This window comes from Arthrobacter sp. BB-1, assembly GCF_006151685.1.
In the GTDB taxonomy this organism is placed as follows: domain Bacteria; phylum Actinomycetota; class Actinomycetes; order Actinomycetales; family Micrococcaceae; genus Arthrobacter.
Map to the genome: position 1 here is coordinate 45,621 of NZ_VDEV01000014.1, position 16,638 is coordinate 62,258.

Consider the following 16,638-nt stretch of genomic DNA (forward strand, 5'->3'; position numbering starts at 1 on the left):
TGCCGGGACTGCTAGATCTCGTAGTCCAGGGGAACCGGCTGGCCGTACGCTCCGCCGTGGTATAGCAGGGGAGAGCCTTCGCCGCCCACCTGGCCGTCCACCACCTGGACCACCACCACGGCGTTGTTTTCGAAGGACAGGCGCATCTGCACTTCGCCAATAAGCCAGCCTGCCACGCCCTTGAGCACCGGCACGCCGTGCGGGCCCACCTCCCAGTGGTCACCCTCGAAGCGGTTGCCGGCACCGGCAAACCGGTCAGCAAGCTGCTGGTTCTCCAGGCCCAGCATGTGGACCCCAAGGTAGGTGGTGTTGGCCACGGCAGGCCACGAGCGTGAACTGCGGGCCATGTTGAAAGTGAAACGCGGCGGCTGCGCGGAAAGTGAGGCAACCGAGGTGGCGGTGAAACCGTAGGGCTGGTCCTGGTAGTTGACCGTGATGATGGCGACGCCGGCAGCATGGCGCCGGAACATCTCCCTGAACGTCCGCTCGAACGGAACGTCGGCTGTTGTCACGGAAACTCCTGGTGGCTGGAATGGCTGGTGTTCTCTGTCCTCCTTCAAGGGTATTGGTCCGGCGCGCCTGCGGTGAATCACTTGAAGCACCACGAACGGCGGTTAACCCGGCAGAACATTTGTTAAGGTTTGTTGCATGACGAAAGCCACCCGCCGCACGCGCCCGCGCCTGTCCTGGGCTGTATTCGCGGTCCCGGCAGCTGCGGGTGTCCCGCTCGGCATCCTGTGGTGGCTCCTGGCCCCCGGCGGGCTCAACCTGATCACCCGGGATCCCTCCCTCGCCAGCGGCACCAATCCGGTGGTCTGGCTGCCGCGGGACCTGACGCTGGCCGGCCTGCTGGTCCTGGCCGGGTGCCTCCTTGCCGTCTTCCTGGCCGACAGGAAGAGCGTGGACCCGCAGGCGGACCTGCTGATGGGGCTCGCCGGCGCCCTGTGCGGCGCAGTGACCGCCTGGCAGGCGGGGCTGCTCAGTGCCCAGCTGTGGGCGCCCGCCGTGGACGCCTCGGCGAACGCCAGCATTGCCTTTTCGCTGCGGGCCTGGCCGGTGCTGCTGCTGTGGCCCGCTGCCACGGCCGCTTCGGTTTTTGTACTGGAGCTTCTAAACCTCCTGGGCAGGAAGTCCGACGGCGGCACGCACCAGCCGCAGCACGCTGCGGCGGCGCCGTGAAGCAGGGCGGCGGGCCCGTAAAATGGCATGGTGACCATTTCTTCGGAGAATCCCGCCAGCCCAGCCGCCGCCGTCGTAGACTTCCGCACCGTTGACCTGCGCGGCCAAAGCCTGACCCTCGCCGGACTGCGCGCCGCTGTCCCGCGCGCCCAGGGCCAGACCGTGGCGGACGCGGAAGGGAAGGTCCTGGACATCATTGCGGCCGTCCGGCGGGGCGGCTTCGAAGCACTCGGAGAACTCGCCCTTCGATTCGACGGCGTGCAGCAGCGCCATCCGCTGGTCCCGCAGGAGGCCCTGGCAGCCGCCCTGGAGGAGTTGGAGCCGTCCGTCCGCAGCGCGCTTGAGGAGTCCATCAGCCGGGCACGGCGCTTCGCGGACGGCCAGCGCCCCCGCAACATCGAGGTCGAGCTTGGCGACGGCGCCGTGGTGGCCCAGAACTGGGTGCCGGTGGCAAGGGTGGGACTCTACGTACCCGGCGGCCTCGCCGTCTACCCGTCCTCCGTAATCATGAACGTTGTTCCCGCCCTCGCCGCCGGAGTGCAGTCGATCGCACTGGCGTCGCCGCCGCAGAAGGAGTTCGGCGGCCTGCCGCACCCCACCATCCTGGCCGCCGCCGCTCTGCTGGGCATCACGGAGGTGTACGCCATCGGCGGCGCCCAGGCCATCGCCGCGTTCGCCTATGGTGTTGAGGCCACGGAGGCTGGCCCGGCACTGGAGCCTGTGGACGTGGTGACCGGGCCGGGCAATATCTTTGTTGCCACCGCCAAGCGCCTGGTGAAGGGCGTCGTGGGGATCGATTCGGAGGCCGGCACCACGGAGATCGCCATCCTGGCGGACTCCACGGCCCGGCCGGCCCTGGTGGCCGCAGACCTCATCAGCCAGGCTGAACACGACCCCAAGGCGGCCTCGGTGCTGATTACCGATTCCGAGGACCTCGCCACGGCGGTCCGCGCCGAACTCGGCCGCCAGGCTGGGGCCACCAAGCACTCCGGACGGGTCCTCGAGGCGCTGTCCGGACCGCAGTCCGGGGTGGTGCTGGTGGACAACCTGGAACAGGGCATCGCAGCGTGCGACGCCTATGCGGCAGAACACCTGGAGATCATGACGGCGGACGCCGCCGGCGTGGCCGCCAGGATCCGGAATGCCGGCGCCATTTTTGTGGGCGACTACAGTCCCGTCAGCCTGGGGGACTACTGCGCGGGGTCCAACCACGTCCTGCCCACCAGCGGCACCGCCGCTTTTTCGTCCGGCCTGAATGTCACCACGTTCCTGCGGGCCATCCAGGTAGTCAACTACAGCAGGGACGCGCTGGCCGAGGTCAGCGGGCACATTGTCAGCCTGTCCGGCGCGGAGGACCTTCCCGCCCACGGGGAAGCGGTGACGGCAAGGTTCGCCTGAAACCCCTCCGGGGCCAATATCTAGTGGCTCCTACCACTACATGTAGTATTACACGCTTGTTATTAGGGGTCCCGGGGACATAAAATAGGAGGCGCTGAAGGTGCGCCTGCACTGGCGCCTGGGAAGGAGGGTGGCACTATGTATTGTCCGTTCTGCCGCAACCCGGACTCCCGGGTGGTGGACAGCCGCATGGCGGATGACGGTTCGGCCATCCGCCGGCGCCGCCAGTGCCCGGAGTGCGGCCGAAGATTCACCACGGTGGAAACTACCAGCCTTTCCGTGATCAAGCGTTCCGGCGTGGGGGAGCCCTTCAGCCGCAGCAAGGTGATCAACGGGGTGCGCAAGGCCTGCCAGGGGCGGCCCGTCAGCGAAGACGACCTCGCGCTGCTCGCGCAGGAAGTGGAAGAGCAGATCCGGTCCTCCGGCGCGGCCGAAATCGACGCCCACGAGGTTGGCCTGGTCATCCTCGGCCCGCTGCAGAAGCTGGACAAGGTTGCCTACCTGCGCTTTGCCAGCGTCTACCAGGCTTTTGAATCCCTTGAGGACTTTGAAACCGCTATCGCCCTTCTCCGCCAGGAGGAGGAAGGCGCCCCGGGTATTACCGCAAAGGGCGCGAAGAGCTCCGAGAAGAGCCCACTCTAGACTCCGGTGGCGGCAGCGGAGGGGAAGCCGCAGCCGCCACCGGCACCACCGTCAGGATCCGCGTTGGCGGGCGGTTCACCTGCCCCCGGACACCGGCAGCACCACTCCTGTGATGTAGGACGCCTCGGCTGACATCAGCCACAGGACTGCCGCGGCCACCTCCTCCGGCTCCGCTCCGCGTCCCATGGGAATGGTGGGGTTGAGGCGTTCCATCCGGTCCGGCATCCCGGCTGCTGCGTGCAATCCCGTGTTGGTGCTGCCGGGGGCCACGGCATTGACCCGGATGCCTTGGCTGGCCACTTCCGCCGCGAGGCCCACGGTCAGGACGTCCACCGCACCTTTGGACGCCGCATAGTGCGCCCATGTCCCGGGTGACCCTGCCTTGGTGGCAGTGGATGAGATGTTGACGATGCAACCTCCGCGTCCTCCGGCCGCTGTGCCGAGGCGCCGCACCGCCTCCTGGCACACCTGGACGGTCCCGGTGATGTTGACGTCCATCACCCGGCGGACCGTCTCAGCCGGCACATCCGCAAGCTTGCCGATCCGGTTCCCGGTTATCCCGGCGTTGTTCACGACGGCCGTCAGTGTGCCCAGGTTGGCGGCGGCCTCGAACAGGGAACGGACGGCGGAGGGGTCGCTGACGTCCGCCCGCACCGGAACTGCCGTGCCGCCGTCGTCAGTAATGCCTCGCACCACGGAATCCGCGCCGGCGGCATCCGCCGAGTAATTCACGACGACGGCAAATCCCCGGCGGGCAGCAAGCCGTGCAATGGCGGCGCCGATGCCGCGGCTGGCCCCCGTCACCACCATGACGCCCCGGCCCGGGGCGGTCGCAGCCACGGCTACTTGGCGAGCTTGTGCTTCAGCGCGATTTCGATGGCGGCACCAACGATGCCGGCCTCGTTGCGAAGGACTGCCGGCACGATGGGGGTGCGGAGCCGGAGGTTGGGCAAGTACTCGTCGGCGCGCTTGGAGATGCCGCCGCCCACAATGAACAGTTCGGGCGAGAACAGGAATTCGACGTGCGAGAAGTAGCGCTGCAGCAGGACGCTGTATTCGTCCCAGGACAGGCCGTCGCGCTCCCGTGCCACTGCCGAGGCTTTGGATTCGGCGTCGTGGCCGTCGATTTCCAGGTGGCCCAGTTCAGCGTTGGGAACAAGCTTGCCATCGAAAATGAACGCCGAGCCGATTCCCGTGCCCAAAGTGATCACCAGGACCGTGCCCTTGACACCGGCCCCCGCACCGTAGCGGGCCTCCGCCAGCCCTGCGGCGTCGGCGTCGTTGATGACCTCCACCGGCCGCCCCAGCCGGGCGGTCAGGAGCGCATCGATGTCCGTGTTGAGCCAGCTCTTGTCCACGTTGGCGGCGGAGTGGACCACGCCGTGCTGGATGATGCCGGGGAAGGTCACGCCCACGGGCGAGCCGGCCGCCGGCGCCTCGGGCCGGGCAGAAAGCTCTGAGACCACCAGAGCCACTGCTTCGGCAACGGATTCCGGGGTGGCCGGCTGGGGGGTGGGGACCCGGAACCGTTCGCCAAGCAGCTTGCCCTTCTTCAGGTCGACGATGCCGCCCTTGATTCCAGTGCCTCCGATGTCGATGCCGATCAGGGGGGCGTTCTTGTGCGACTTTTCGTCATTCTTGGCCAATGGGATTCCGTTCGTGGCAGAGGCGGGCAGGGTTGCGGCGGCCGGAGGGCCGCCTGGGATGTGATGTCCGGTCAGGAACCGGGAAAGGGTATGCGGCGATCAGTACATCAGGCTGGAGACCAGGTGAACAGGCTACGGCAGGGTCAGGATCTCCGCACCGGAGTCCGTCACCAGCAGCGTGTGCTCAAACTGGGCAGTGCGCTTCCGGTCCTTCGTGACCACGGTCCAGTCATCAGCCCACATGTCCCACTCCACGGTGCCCAGGGTCAGCATCGGCTCGATGGTGAAGACCATGCCGGCTTCGATCACGGTGTTGTAGGCCGGGGCGGCATCGTAATGCGGAATGATGAGCCCAGTATGGAATGCTTCGCCCACGCCGTGGCCGGTGAAGTCCCGCACCACACCGTAGCCGAAGCGCTTGGCGTAGGACTGTATGGCGCGGCCGATCACGTTGATTTCACGACCTGGGGCCACGGCCTTGATGGCCCGGTTCAGCGACTCCTGCGTCCGTTCCACCAGCAGCCGGGATTCCTCGTCTACGTCGCCCACCAGGAAGGTGTAGTTGGTGTCGCCGTGGACGCCGTTGATGAAAGCGGTGATGTCGATGTTGAGGATGTCGCCGTCCTGGACCACGGTGCTGTCCGGGATGCCGTGGCAAATGACTTCGTTCAGGGACGAACACAGGGACTTGGGGAAGCCCCGGTAGCCCAGGGTGGACGGGTAGGCGTGGTGGTCAAGGAGGAACTCGTGGCCCACCTTGTCCAACTGGTCCGTGGTGACGCCCGGCTGGATGTGCTTGCCCACTTCCACGATGGCCTGCGCGGCGATCTTCGAAGCCACCCGGATCTTCTCGACCGTTTCGGGGGATTTGACCTCCGAACCCGTGAACTTTGCCGGGGCAGGCTTGCCGACGTACTCCGGCCGGGGGATGGACGCCGGGACGGGACGCTGCGGACCTATGGTTCCCGGAGTGAGGGTGCCGATGGGTGCAGTCGAGGCAAGGGAAGGCATAGATTGATCATATAAGGCACTGCAGAACGCCTAACAACCGGAAGCCGCGCGGGACCCGCGAAAGAATTTAAGTTACGCGGATCACGCCGCTGCTTCCCCGCCGCCGGAACGAGGAGCCACGATGACTGAGTACTGGTACAACGTCAGGACGCACGAGATCGAAGAGGACCGGCTGTCCGACTGGAGCCAGCTGATCGGCCCGTACAAAACCAGGGAAGAGGCCGAGCACGCCCTAGAGAAGGTCCGCGCCCGCAATGAGGCGTGGGAAAAGGACGACGACGACTGAACGTCGGGCGGACGGGCTGGCCGGGTGCCGGCCAGCTGTTCCGTCGGCGCCTTTCAGAAGGAGTGTTCAGGCCCGGGGAACTGGCCGGACCGGACGTCGTCGGCGTAGGCAGTGGCAGCATCCAAAAGGGTGCTGCGCAGGTCCGCGTACTGCTTGACGAACTTGGCCATCCGCCCGCCGCGGAGCCCCGCCATATCCTGCCAGACGAGCACCTGCCCGGTGGTTTCCTTCCCGGCGCCAATTCCCACCGTGGGAACAGAGACCGCCGCGTCCACCGCGGCCGCCGTCTCGGCCGGAACCATTTCCATCAGCACACTGAACGCGCCCGCCTCAGCCAGCGCGACGGCGTCGTCAATCAACCGCTGCGCGTCGCCGCCGCGGCCCTGGACGCGGTACCCGCCCAGCGCGTGCTCGCTCTGCGGGGTGAAACCGATGTGCGCCATCACCGGGATCCCGGCCTGCACCATGGCCTTCACGGTGGGGGCATAGTACTTGCCGCCCTCAATCTTGACGGCGTGGGCCAGGCCTTCCTTGAGGAAGCGAACGCCCGCGGCGACGGCCTGCTCGGGCGAAACCTCGTAGCTGCCGAACGGCAGGTCGGCCACCACCAGCGCGCGTTTGGCGGACCGCGCCACGGCCCTGCACAGCGGGAGCAGCTCGTCCACGGTCACCGGCAGGCTGGTTTCATTGCCGAACACGTTGTTCGACGCCGAGTCGCCGACGAGGAGCACTTCGATGCCGGCGGCGTCGAAGATCTCCGCCGTGTACTGCTCATAGGCAGTCAGCATCGCGAACTTGGTCCCATCCCTCTTGGCCTGCTGAAGGTGGTGGATGCGGACTTTTGCAGGCTTCCGTTCCGCAGCGGACGCGGCAGCCTGCCCGGGCCCGCTGCCGTAGGGGGCGGGGACGTCGGCGGACATGCTGGAGTCGGAGCTGTTGCTTGTGGCCATGGCACGAGCGTAGTGCGGTACCGGCCGTCCTAGCTACCGGCGGCCGTCACGGCCAGTGGTGATACGCATCATAGGTCAGCGCCAGGACACATCCCCGGGAGCGGGCGGAGGCGCGCTCCGGAGCCAAAATCCGGCCGGGAGGTGTTAACGCTGTGTTACGCGCGGCGCAGGCTCCAGCATCGGCGCCGAATGCTTAGTACAGTGTTGGTGAACTGCTGCCGGCTTTCCCCCTCTGCGGACCCGGAGCATGGACGTTGACCGGAGAAGAGGCCATCATGGACCGCCAGCAAGAGTTTGTCCTGCGCACAATCGAAGAGCGCGACGTACGGTTCGTACGCCTGTGGTTCACCGACGTCGTGGGCTCGCTCAAGTCCGTGGCACTTGCGCCCGCTGAGGTTGAGGGCGCCTTCGAGGAAGGCCTGGGCTTCGACGGTTCCGCGATCGAAGGCCTGGCCCGGGTGTTCGAATCCGACATGTTGGCCCAGCCCGACCCCTCCACGTTCCAGATCCTGCCCTGGCGCGGCGAGACGGAGCAGACGTCGAGGATGTTCTGCGACATCCTCACGCCCGACGGCGAGCCGTCCGCCGCGGATCCGCGCAATGTGCTGAAGCGGACCCTCGCCAAGGCGGCGGACATGGGCTTCACCTGCTACACGCACCCCGAGATCGAGTTCTACCTCCTGAAGTCGCAGGAACCGGGTCCGGACGGCGCGCCCGTGCCGGTGGACGAGGGCGGCTATTTCGACCATGTGCCCGGCGGCGTAGCCCAGGACTTCCGCCGGACGGCCGTGACCATGCTCGAATCCGTGGGGATCTCGGTCGAATTCAGCCACCACGAAGCAGGTCCAGGCCAGAACGAAATCGACCTCCGCTACGCGGATGCCCTGCAGACCGCGGACAACATCATGACGTTCCGCACGGTCATCAAGGAAGTGGCACTCCAGCAGGGGACCTATGCCACCTTTATGCCCAAGCCGTTCACCGCGCATCCCGGGTCCGGCATGCACACGCACTTCTCCTTGTTTGAGGGGGACACCAACGCCTTCTACGAGGCCGGCGCGGAATTCCAGCTGTCCAAGACCGCCCGCCAGTTCATTGCCGGCATCCTGAAGCACGCCCCGGAATTCACTGCGGTGACCAACCAGTTCGTCAACTCCTACAAGCGGCTCTGGGGCGGCGGGGAAGCCCCCAGCTACCTGAGCTGGGGCCACAACAACCGCTCGGCGCTGGTCCGGGTTCCGCTGTACAAGCCGGGCAAGGGGCAGTCCGCCCGGATCGAGTACCGCGGCATCGATTCCGCCGCGAACCCCTACCTGGCGTACGCCGTCCTGCTCGGCGCCGGCCTCAAGGGCATCGAGGAAGGCTACGACCTTCCCGCAGCCGCCGAGGACGACGTCTGGTCGCTGAGCTCCGCGGAACGCCGGGCCATGGGCCACGATCCCCTTCCCGCAAGCCTCCACGACGCCATCCGGACCATGGAAGACTCCGAACTGATGCCCCAGATCCTGGGCGAGCAGGTCTTTGAACACTTCCTGCGCAACAAGCGCGCCGAGTGGCAGGACTACCGCCTGCAGGTGACGCCCTACGAGCTGCAGCGCAACCTCGGCATCCTCTAGGCGGCGGGCGTGAGCCTGGCACGCCGCCTTATTGCGGCCGGTTTCAGCGACCTTGAAAAGGGCGAAAGGTTCCTGGCTGCCCGCGAACTGGAAGGGCTGGACCAGGACAGGCTATTCGCGGGACTGCACATGGCAGCCAGCCCGGACACTGCCCTGCAGTCCCTGGTCCGGCTGATCGAAAAGCACCCGGAGCTGCGGGACCTCGCCGCCGCCGACCCCGACACCAGCGAGCCCATGTACCGGGTGCTCGGTGCGTCCGAGGCGCTGGGGGAGTTCCTCATCCGCCACCCGGAACACCTGGAGGCCTTCCGGGTCAGGGCAAGTCCTGAGCCGCTGCAGGCAAATCCCGCGGACCTGCGCGACGCCCTGCTGCAGTCCGTTGGCGCCGACCCGCGTGCCGAGCGCCCGGTGGCAGCCAGCACGGGAGCCGAGGCCTATGCCGCCCTGCGCACGGCCTACCGCAGGGGAGTAGTGGACCTCGCCGTCAAGGACCTGTGCGCGGCCGATCCCCTGGACTTCCTGCCGTCTGTGGGCGGCGAACTCGCGGACCTGGCCGGGGCAGCCATCGAGGCGGCCCTCGCTGTCTCGCGCGCCGAGGCCTCCGGGCAGTACGCCGCGGAGGACGTAGCCGCCGTCGGGCTTGCCGTCATCGGCATGGGCAAATGCGGCGCCCGCGAGCTGAATTATATTTCCGACGTCGACGTCATTTACGTCGTGGACCCCGGGTCCCTCGACGACGCGCACGCCAGCACCATCGGGACGGCCCTTGCCAGCGGGATATCCCGCGCCATCTCCTCCGTCGCACGTGAGCCGGGCCTCTGGGAGGTGGACGCAAACCTGCGGCCGGAAGGAAAATCCGGTCCGCTGGTGCGCACCCTGGCCTCACACGAGACGTACTACGCCCGCTGGGCCGAAAGCTGGGAGTTCCAGGCCCTCCTCAAGGCCCGCACCATTGCCGGTGACGCCGCCCTGGGCCGCCGCTACGAGGAAGCCGTGGCGCCGCTGATCTGGAGTTCCGCGAGCCGTGACGGTTTCGTTGAATCCGTCCAGGCGATGCGCCGCCGGGTCACCGAGCACATTCCGGCCGCGGAGGAGCAGAGGCAGATCAAACTGGGCCGCGGGGGCCTCCGTGACGTTGAATTCACTGTCCAGCTGCTTCAACTGGTGCATGGGAAGGCAGATGAAACGCTGCGACGGCGTGACACCACTTCTGCCATCGCTGCCTTGTCCGCCGGCGGGTACATTGGCCGCTCCGACGCGGCCGCGTTCGACAATGCCTATCGGTACCTGCGGCTGCTGGAGCACCGCATCCAGCTCTTCCAGCTGCGCAGGACCCACCTTATGCCGGTGGCTGAACCGGCCCTCCGGTCGCTGGCCAAGGCCGTGCTGGGGCCCTTCTCAAACGAGCGGCCCCACCCGGACGCGTTGCTCGCCACGTGGCAGAAGACCAAGCGTTCAGTACGGGAACTGCACGAGCGTATCTTCTACCGGCCGCTGCTCAACACGGCCGCCAAGCTCAGCAGCGAGGACGCCAAACTGACCCCGGAAGCCGCCCAGGGCCGGCTTGCCGCCCTCGGATACCGGGATCCACAGGGTGCCATGCGGCACATCGAGGCGCTAACGGCCGGTGTCAGCAGGCGCGCCGCCCTGCAGCGGCAGCTGCTGCCAATCCTGCTTGACTGGCTGGCCGAGGGCGTGGATCCGGATGCCGGGCTGCTTGCCTTCCGGCGCATCAGTGAAGCGCTGGGAACCACGCACTGGTACCTGGGAATGCTCCGGGACTCCAACGCCGCAGCAGAACGCCTGTGCCACATGCTGTCGAATTCCAGGCTGATCGCGGATCTCCTGGAGGTCTCGCCCGAGTCCGTCGCCTGGCTGGGCCACGACAAGGACCTGATGCCGGTGGGCTTCGAAGCCCAGTGGCAGGAGATCACGTCCAAGATGTCCCGGCATGCGGATCCGGAGAGCGCCATGCGGCTGATCCGCCTGATCAGGCGGCGGGAGATCCTGCGGATCGCCGTGGCCGATTCAGCCGGCCTGCTGGACCAGGACCAGGTGGGGACGGCCCTGGCGGACACCGACCGGGCTGCAGTGCTGGGTGCCCTGCGGGTGGCCGAAGGCATCGTCTCCGCCGGCGGCCCGTTGAAAACGGCAGTCCTGGTGGTGGCCATGGGCAGGCAGGGCGGCCGCGAGATCGGCTACGGCTCGGACGCGGACGTTATGTATGTGCACAGGGCACTGCCCGGTTTCAGCCAGGAGGAAGCGCAGGAGCAGGCTGCCCGGATCGTCGCGAAGGTCTCCACGCTGCTGACCCAGCCCCTGAAGCCGGCCATCATGGCCGAGCGCGTCCTGCAAATGGACGCAGACCTGCGGCCCGAGGGAAAGAACGGCGCGATGGTCCGCTCGCTGGATTCGTTTGCCGAGTACTACCGGCGATGGTCCCTGATCTGGGAGGCCCAGGCGCTCCTAAGGGCGCGCCCCATGGCCGGCAACGACGATCTGGCCAAGGATTTCCTCGAACTCATTGACCCCATCAGGTACCCGGAAACCATCGCGGACACCGACGTGCGGGAAATCAGGCGGATCAAGGCGCGCGTGGAGGCAGAACGGCTGCCCCGGGGAGCCGACCCCGCACGGCACCTGAAACTGGGCCGCGGCGGATTGAGCGACGTCGAATGGCTGGTCCAGCTTCTGCAGCTTCAGCACGCGGGCCGGCACCCCGAATTGCGGACCACGTCCACGCTCGAGGCTCTGGAGGCCGCCGCCCAGCTTGGCCTGCTGGCCCGCGCGGATGCCGAGCTCCTGGCCCGGGCCTGGCGCCTTGCCAGCCGCATCCGGTCCGCCAACGTGATCTGGAGCGGCAAGGCGTCGGACCTCCTGCCCTCCTCCCGCCGCGACCTGGAAGCGGTGGCGCGCTGGTGCGGGTACGAGCCGGGACAGGCAGCCGTGCTTGAAGAGGACTACCTTCGGGTCAGCCGGCGCGCACGGGCGGTCTTCGAACGGGTTTTCTACGGCCAATAGGCACGGCAGGCAGCAGGACGCCTCCCCGGCGGTGACCGCGAATGGCTGACACCAGTCAGAGCCGGTGCTATTTTGGGCCCATGGCTACCGAAATCTATTTCAACCTGCCCGTCAAAGACCTGAAACGCTCGGTGGACTTTTTCACCGCCCTTGGCTTCTCCTTCAACCCGGACTATACGGACGAGAATGCCACCTGCATGATCGTCAACGAGAACGCGTACGTCATGTTCCTGGTGGAGTCCTTCTTCAAAACCTTCACCTCCAAGGACGTTGCGGACAGCAAGGGCTCCGCCGAGGCGATCATCGCCTACTCGGTGGACAGCCGGGAGGCGGTGGACGAGGCCGTGAGGACCGCACTGTCCTCCGGCGGGTCCCCGTCCGAGAAGCCGCAGGATTACGGGTTCATGTACAACCACAGCTTCCAGGATCCGGACGGCCACCTCTGGGAAGTGATGTGGATGGATCCGGCCGGTCCGCCGGCTGAATCCGCGGCGGACGGCAATTCCGCCGGCCCCCAGTCCTGAGCGGCATGGACCGGAGCGTCTGGCTTATTTCGCTCCGGGACCTCGACGCCGATGCCCGGGCTGTCCAGCTCGGTGCGGTGGCGGGCCTGGAGCTGGGCCCCGGGCAGGAGCGGTTCGTCGGCGACCCGTTCCGGATGGCCCTGGCAGGACTGGCGGAGGAATCGCGGCGGCCTTACGTGATCGAGTGCGCCGGCCGGGCTGTTGGGGTGCTGACCCTGCAGGCGGGGGCAGCACGCCTGGCGGGGTGGCCGGACGAGGCGTCAGCGTGGCTGCTACGGGGTTTCCTGATCGACAGGCGGGAGCAGGGCCGCGGGCTGGGCCAGCTCGCCGCAGCCGCCGCTGTGGCGGCCGCTGGAAAACTTACCGCCAGGCACCAGACCCCGGAGGCCGGCGTCGTTCTTTCGGTTAACGAAGCCAATCCTGCGGGCCTGTCCGCCTACCGGCAGGCGGGCTTCGAGGACCGCGGCCAGTACACGGGAGGGGCGGCAGGACCCCAACGCATCATGTTCCGCAGTTTTCGGCCACAATAGCGTCTCGGCGGCGGGGCGTCGTTTGCACTGAGAAAGCGATTGCCCGATCATGTGGATTGGCGGTGTTCTTCAACCTTGTTGGGGGGAAGGCTGCAACGGTCTTCATCCCGGGGGGCATTCGTCAGGGGGTCTGGTTCCCGGTCTCAGCACGTCTGGAACCGGGCCCCCACCTATACTTTCTTCCCGGCCAGGGTCCTTTCCCGCGCATGGCCTTAGGGGCGGCACGCAAAAGGCGGCCACCGGATAACCGGTGGCCGCCTTTGGTGTCTTAGGAGTCCTGAAGAACAGGTCCTGGACTAGACGCCGTAGTAGAGCTCGAACTCGTAGGGGTTCGGGCGCAGCGACAGCGGGCGGATCTCGTTCTCGTACTTGTACTCGATCCAGGTGTCGATCAGGTCCTGGGTGAACACGCCACCGGCCTGCAGGAACTCGTTGTCCTCGCGCAGTGCTTCCAGGGCCTCCTCGAGGGTGCCCGGTGCCTTGGGGATGTCCTTGGCTTCCTCGGCCGGGAGCTCGTAGAGGTCCTTGTCGATCGGAGCCGGGGGCTCGATGCGGTTGCGGATGCCGTCGATGCCGGCCATCAGCTGGGCAGCGAACGCCAGGTACGGGTTGGAGGAGGGGTCCGGCGCGCGGAACTCGATGCGCTTGGCCTTGGGGTTGGTGCCCGTGATGGGGATACGGATACCGGCGGAGCGGTTGCCCTGCGAGTAGACCATGTTGACCGGAGCTTCGAAGCCCTTGACCAGGCGGCGGTAGGAGTTCACGGTCGGGTTGGTGAAGGCCAGGACGGCGGAGGCGTGCTTGAGCAGGCCGCCGATGTACCAGCGGGCGGTGTCGGACAGGCCGGCGTAGCCCTTCTCGTCGTAGAACAGCGGCTCGCCGCCGTTCCAGAGCGACTGGTGGCAGTGCATGCCGGAGCCGTTGTCGCCGAAGACCGGCTTGGGCATGAAGGTTACGGACTTGCCCCAGGCGTCTGCGGTGTTCTTGATGACGTACTTGAACTTCTGCAGGTCATCGGCAGCGTGGGTCAGCGTCGTGAACTTGTAGTTGATCTCAGCCTGGCCGGCGGATCCAACTTCGTGGTGGCTGCGCTCGACCTCGAGGCCGGCCTCGTCCAGTGCAACACACATGGCGTCACGGAGGTCAGCCTGCTTGTCGGTGGGGGAGACCGGGAAGTAACCGCCCTTGACGGGGGTCTTGTAGCCGAGGTTTCCGCCCTCTTCCTCACGGCCGGTGTTCCAGTGTGCTTCTTCGGAGTCGATCTTGTAGAAGCTGCCCTGCGGGGAGGACTGGTACTGGACGTTGTCGAACACGAAGAACTCGGCTTCGGGAGCGAAGAACGCGGTGTCCGCGATGCCGGTGGAAGCCAGGTACGCTTCAGCCTTCTCGGCAACGCCGCGGGGGTCGCGGTGGTAGGGATCGCCCGTGCGGGGGTTCACGATGGAGAAGTTCAGCGCGAGGGTCTTCTCCATGCGGAAGGTGTCCAGGAACGCCGTGGTGACGTCGGGGATGAGCTGCATGTCAGACTCTGCAATGCCCTGGAAGCCGCGGATGGAGGATCCGTCGAAGAGCTGGCCGTTGATGAAGAAGTCGGCGTCAACACTCTTCGCGGGGACGTTGAAGTGCTGCTGGACGCCCGGAAGATCGGTGAAACGGATGTCGACGAACTTAATATCTTCGTCCTTGATGAACTTGAGGACTTCGTCCGCAGTCTTGAACATCTATGCTCCTAACGCATATGTAAATATCTGGCGTGCAAGCCAGCTGATCCAGCGCAATCCGAAGGCAGGGAAACAACGCGGTGTTCCCCTGCCTTCAGTACCCTGCCGCAATTGCCTGCCGTGTACTACCTGCTGTGTTGCCTTCCGGCGGATTGCTCGAAACTGGTAACAGCCTATGGACGCGGCATTTCCCGTCCGTGTCCGCATTGTTTCGGGCAGGTTACAGAATGCCCTGATATGGCAACGCTATCCTCTGTCCACACTGTGGTCTAACCGCATCCACACTGTGGTCGGTGGGAAGTCGCTAAGCTTGGACGGTGGTAGATCGCAAAGACATCGGCTCCTGGCTCTCCGGCCCCGACACCTCGGGCATATCCAAATACCCGGGGGAGCGCCTGGGACTGCCGGAGTCGGGGCCGGGCTCCATTGCGCGGGCGGGCCGCAGGATCGCCGCCATCATGATCGACTGGATCGTGGCGCTGCTGATCAGCAATTTCGCCTTTGGGGGCGACGCCTGGGCCACCCTGGCGATCTTCGCCGTCGAACAAACCCTGCTGGTAGGCACGCTCGGCTACAGCATCGGGCACCGTGCGGTGGGCATCCACGTGGTGAGGGCCGGCGGCGGTGCCCCGGGTCCGCTGGCCGCTCTGGTGAGGTCCCTGCTGCTCTGCCTGGTAATCCCCGCAGTGATTTTCGATCCTGACCATCGCGGCCTCCATGACAAGGCAATGAACACCCTGCTGGTCCGCCGCTAGGCACGGGAAGCCGGGGAGGGGAACGGGGCGGACCCGGCAGCCCCTAGACGGAGCTTGGCTCCCGGACGGGAGCGGCGGACGGTGCCCCGGCAGCGCTGAGGTGCCCGCGTTTGCCTGCCCACCGTTCGAACAGGACCGTGGCGAACGGGAACACCGCGGACAGGCCTGCGAACAGGGCCACCACAAAGGGCCAACGCTGCAGCCGCCAGAGTGCCAAGGCACAGACGCCATACCCCACGAACAGGGCCCCGTGGATGGGCCCCGCTACCTGGACGCCGATTTCCGTGGTGCCGGCAATCCACTTGAAGTACATGCCGACCAGCAGGGCAACCCAGCTGAAGGCTTCCGCGACGGCCAGGATCCGGAACGCGCGGATCACTGCTGTGGTCATGTTCATGGTGATGTCCTGTCCTGCCCTGGGGGCTGCAAAGAAAACGCCCCGGCTGCCGGCTGAAGCCGGAACCGGGGCGGGATCAAAACCTAGCGTCCGCGGTTGGGACGCGCCTTGTAGGGGTCGATGCCCTTGGGAATGGGGAGGCGGTTGCCCAGCGACGAGATCCGCTTGGACACGGCGTTCACCTCAAGCTTGGTTAGTTCCTTCTTGAGTTTGCCCATCTTCTTCGCCACCTCGCTGAGCGGCACCTGGCCCTCGCCGCGGCCGCTTTCGATCACGTGCACGGTGACGTTGGGCAGGATGCGTGCCAGGCGCTTGCGTTCGGCCTCCAGCAGCGGCTTGACCCGGTGCGTGGGGCCTTCGCTGACGAGTACGACGCCGGGACGGCCGATGGCGCGGAAGACGGCGTCCTGCGTGCGCGGGTTAACGGCAACAGGCTGTTCCTCGGTGATCCAGCCGCGCCGCAGCGTGCCCAGCGCAGCGCCGGAGGCACCGGGCTGGTCCTCAATCTGCGCGAAGGCGGCGCGCTCGGCCCGGCGCGACAAGATGAACGTGGCGCCGAGAAGGCCCAGCGGGATGCCGATGATAAGGCCGGTGATCCAGTTGTCCAGCCAGAAGCCCACCAGGAAGCTGACAGCCACAACACCAAGGAAGACCAGCAGCATAAGCCACGGGACCATCGGGTCATGACGGCGGGTCATGGTGAAGACTTCGCCGATCTGCTTGAGCCGGCTGGGCTTCTTGGCCTTCGCCTCTTTGGGCTTCCGGGAGAAGAGGCCACGCTTGACTGCGCTGGAGCCAGACGGAGTGGAGTTGCTGGAATCAGGGGATTTCGCCATAGTCCCTCAATTCTACGTGACCAAAGCCCAAGGGCCGGCACCGGAGTCTTCCGGTGCCGGCCCTTGGCTCGCGCGGTGTTTTTGTGGAGGCGGGCAGCTCAGGAGCGGGCTGCGAGCAGTGAGCTT

Annotated in this window: 17 protein-coding genes; 9 read left to right on the forward strand and 8 right to left on the reverse strand. The window is 66.5% G+C overall.

Translation table 11 applies throughout. The annotated features are described in order from the left end of the window. Positions 1-11 precede the first annotated feature (11 nt). A complete protein-coding gene (locus FHJ30_RS08450; RefSeq protein WP_139028883.1) occupies positions 12-470 on the reverse strand; it encodes a flavin reductase family protein in 459 nt (152 codons plus the stop codon). Positions 471-648: 178 nt separating this feature from the next. Here FHJ30_RS08450 and FHJ30_RS08455 point away from each other — a divergent pair, with 178 nt between their 5' ends. The 3 genes from FHJ30_RS08455 to nrdR all read left to right on the forward strand — a co-directional run bounded on the left by FHJ30_RS08455 (position 649) and on the right by nrdR (position 3,219). After that, positions 649-1,179 (forward strand): hypothetical protein, encoded by a 531-nt coding sequence (locus FHJ30_RS08455; protein WP_139028868.1) that lies wholly within the window; start codon positions 649-651, stop codon positions 1,177-1,179. A 27-nt stretch (positions 1,180-1,206) separates the two neighbouring features. After that, positions 1,207-2,577 carry a histidinol dehydrogenase gene (gene hisD, locus FHJ30_RS08460; protein ID WP_139028869.1) on the forward strand — a complete coding sequence of 457 codons (1,371 nt, stop codon included), beginning with the start codon at positions 1,207-1,209 and terminating at the stop codon, positions 2,575-2,577. A 138-nt stretch (positions 2,578-2,715) separates the two neighbouring features. Then, complete coding sequence (gene nrdR / locus FHJ30_RS08465) at positions 2,716-3,219, forward strand: transcriptional regulator NrdR (protein ID WP_104999691.1); 504 nt, start codon at positions 2,716-2,718, stop codon at positions 3,217-3,219. Between the two features lie 75 nt (positions 3,220-3,294). Here nrdR and FHJ30_RS08470 read toward each other — a convergent pair whose 3' ends face one another. The 3 genes from FHJ30_RS08470 to map all read right to left on the reverse strand — a co-directional run bounded on the left by FHJ30_RS08470 (position 3,295) and on the right by map (position 5,876). After that, positions 3,295-4,029 (reverse strand): SDR family oxidoreductase, encoded by a 735-nt coding sequence (locus tag FHJ30_RS08470; protein ID WP_139028884.1) that lies wholly within the window; start codon positions 4,027-4,029, stop codon positions 3,295-3,297. A 32-nt stretch (positions 4,030-4,061) separates the two neighbouring features. Next, positions 4,062-4,865 (reverse strand): polyphosphate--glucose phosphotransferase, encoded by an 804-nt coding sequence (ppgK, locus tag FHJ30_RS08475; protein ID WP_139028870.1) that lies wholly within the window; start codon positions 4,863-4,865, stop codon positions 4,062-4,064. A gap of 132 nt (positions 4,866-4,997) precedes the next feature. Next, positions 4,998-5,876 carry a type I methionyl aminopeptidase gene (gene map, locus FHJ30_RS08480; protein ID WP_139028871.1) on the reverse strand — a complete coding sequence of 293 codons (879 nt, stop codon included), beginning with the start codon at positions 5,874-5,876 and terminating at the stop codon, positions 4,998-5,000. A 121-nt stretch (positions 5,877-5,997) separates the two neighbouring features. On the opposite strand from map, the gene FHJ30_RS08485 reads away from it, so the two are divergent. Then, complete coding sequence (locus tag FHJ30_RS08485; protein ID WP_120691318.1) at positions 5,998-6,162, forward strand: SPOR domain-containing protein; 165 nt, start codon at positions 5,998-6,000, stop codon at positions 6,160-6,162. Between the two features lie 53 nt (positions 6,163-6,215). Here the strand turns inward: FHJ30_RS08485 and panB are convergent, their stop codons facing one another. Then, complete coding sequence (gene panB / locus FHJ30_RS08490; RefSeq protein ID WP_139028872.1) at positions 6,216-7,112, reverse strand: 3-methyl-2-oxobutanoate hydroxymethyltransferase; 897 nt, start codon at positions 7,110-7,112, stop codon at positions 6,216-6,218. A gap of 275 nt (positions 7,113-7,387) precedes the next feature. Here panB and glnA (FHJ30_RS08495) point away from each other — a divergent pair, with 275 nt between their 5' ends. The 4 genes from glnA (FHJ30_RS08495) (at position 7,388) to FHJ30_RS08510 (ending at position 12,803) form a co-directional block, all read left to right on the forward strand. Continuing rightward, the gene (gene glnA / locus FHJ30_RS08495) at positions 7,388-8,728 is read left to right on the forward strand and encodes a type I glutamate--ammonia ligase (protein WP_066280551.1); all 1,341 of its coding nucleotides are present in this window, start codon (positions 7,388-7,390) and stop codon (positions 8,726-8,728) included. Between the two features lie 9 nt (positions 8,729-8,737). Next, a complete protein-coding gene (locus FHJ30_RS08500; protein ID WP_139028873.1) occupies positions 8,738-11,749 on the forward strand; it encodes a bifunctional [glutamine synthetase] adenylyltransferase/[glutamine synthetase]-adenylyl-L-tyrosine phosphorylase in 3,012 nt (1,003 codons plus the stop codon). Between the two features lie 80 nt (positions 11,750-11,829). Continuing rightward, positions 11,830-12,273: a VOC family protein gene (locus FHJ30_RS08505; protein ID WP_139028874.1), complete on the forward strand. Its 444-nt coding sequence runs from the start codon at positions 11,830-11,832 to the stop codon at positions 12,271-12,273. 5 nt (positions 12,274-12,278) lie between these two features. Next, the gene (locus FHJ30_RS08510) at positions 12,279-12,803 is read left to right on the forward strand and encodes a GNAT family N-acetyltransferase (protein WP_139028875.1); all 525 of its coding nucleotides are present in this window, start codon (positions 12,279-12,281) and stop codon (positions 12,801-12,803) included. 296 nt (positions 12,804-13,099) lie between these two features. Here FHJ30_RS08510 and glnA (FHJ30_RS08515) read toward each other — a convergent pair whose 3' ends face one another. Further along, positions 13,100-14,524 carry a type I glutamate--ammonia ligase gene (gene glnA, locus FHJ30_RS08515; protein ID WP_139028876.1) on the reverse strand — a complete coding sequence of 475 codons (1,425 nt, stop codon included), beginning with the start codon at positions 14,522-14,524 and terminating at the stop codon, positions 13,100-13,102. Positions 14,525-14,841: 317 nt separating this feature from the next. Here glnA (FHJ30_RS08515) and FHJ30_RS08520 point away from each other — a divergent pair, with 317 nt between their 5' ends. Beyond that, the gene (locus FHJ30_RS08520) at positions 14,842-15,279 is read left to right on the forward strand and encodes an RDD family protein (protein ID WP_139028877.1); all 438 of its coding nucleotides are present in this window, start codon (positions 14,842-14,844) and stop codon (positions 15,277-15,279) included. 43 nt (positions 15,280-15,322) lie between these two features. On the opposite strand, the gene FHJ30_RS08525 is transcribed toward FHJ30_RS08520, so the two are convergent. Both FHJ30_RS08525 and FHJ30_RS08530 read right to left on the reverse strand, forming a co-directional pair. Next, a complete protein-coding gene (locus tag FHJ30_RS08525; RefSeq protein ID WP_139028878.1) occupies positions 15,323-15,676 on the reverse strand; it encodes a DUF3817 domain-containing protein in 354 nt (117 codons plus the stop codon). 83 nt (positions 15,677-15,759) lie between these two features. Then, positions 15,760-16,512, reverse strand: a complete 753-nt coding sequence (locus FHJ30_RS08530) for a DUF4191 domain-containing protein (protein ID WP_139028879.1) — start codon at positions 16,510-16,512, stop codon at positions 15,760-15,762. Positions 16,513-16,638 lie beyond the last annotated feature (126 nt).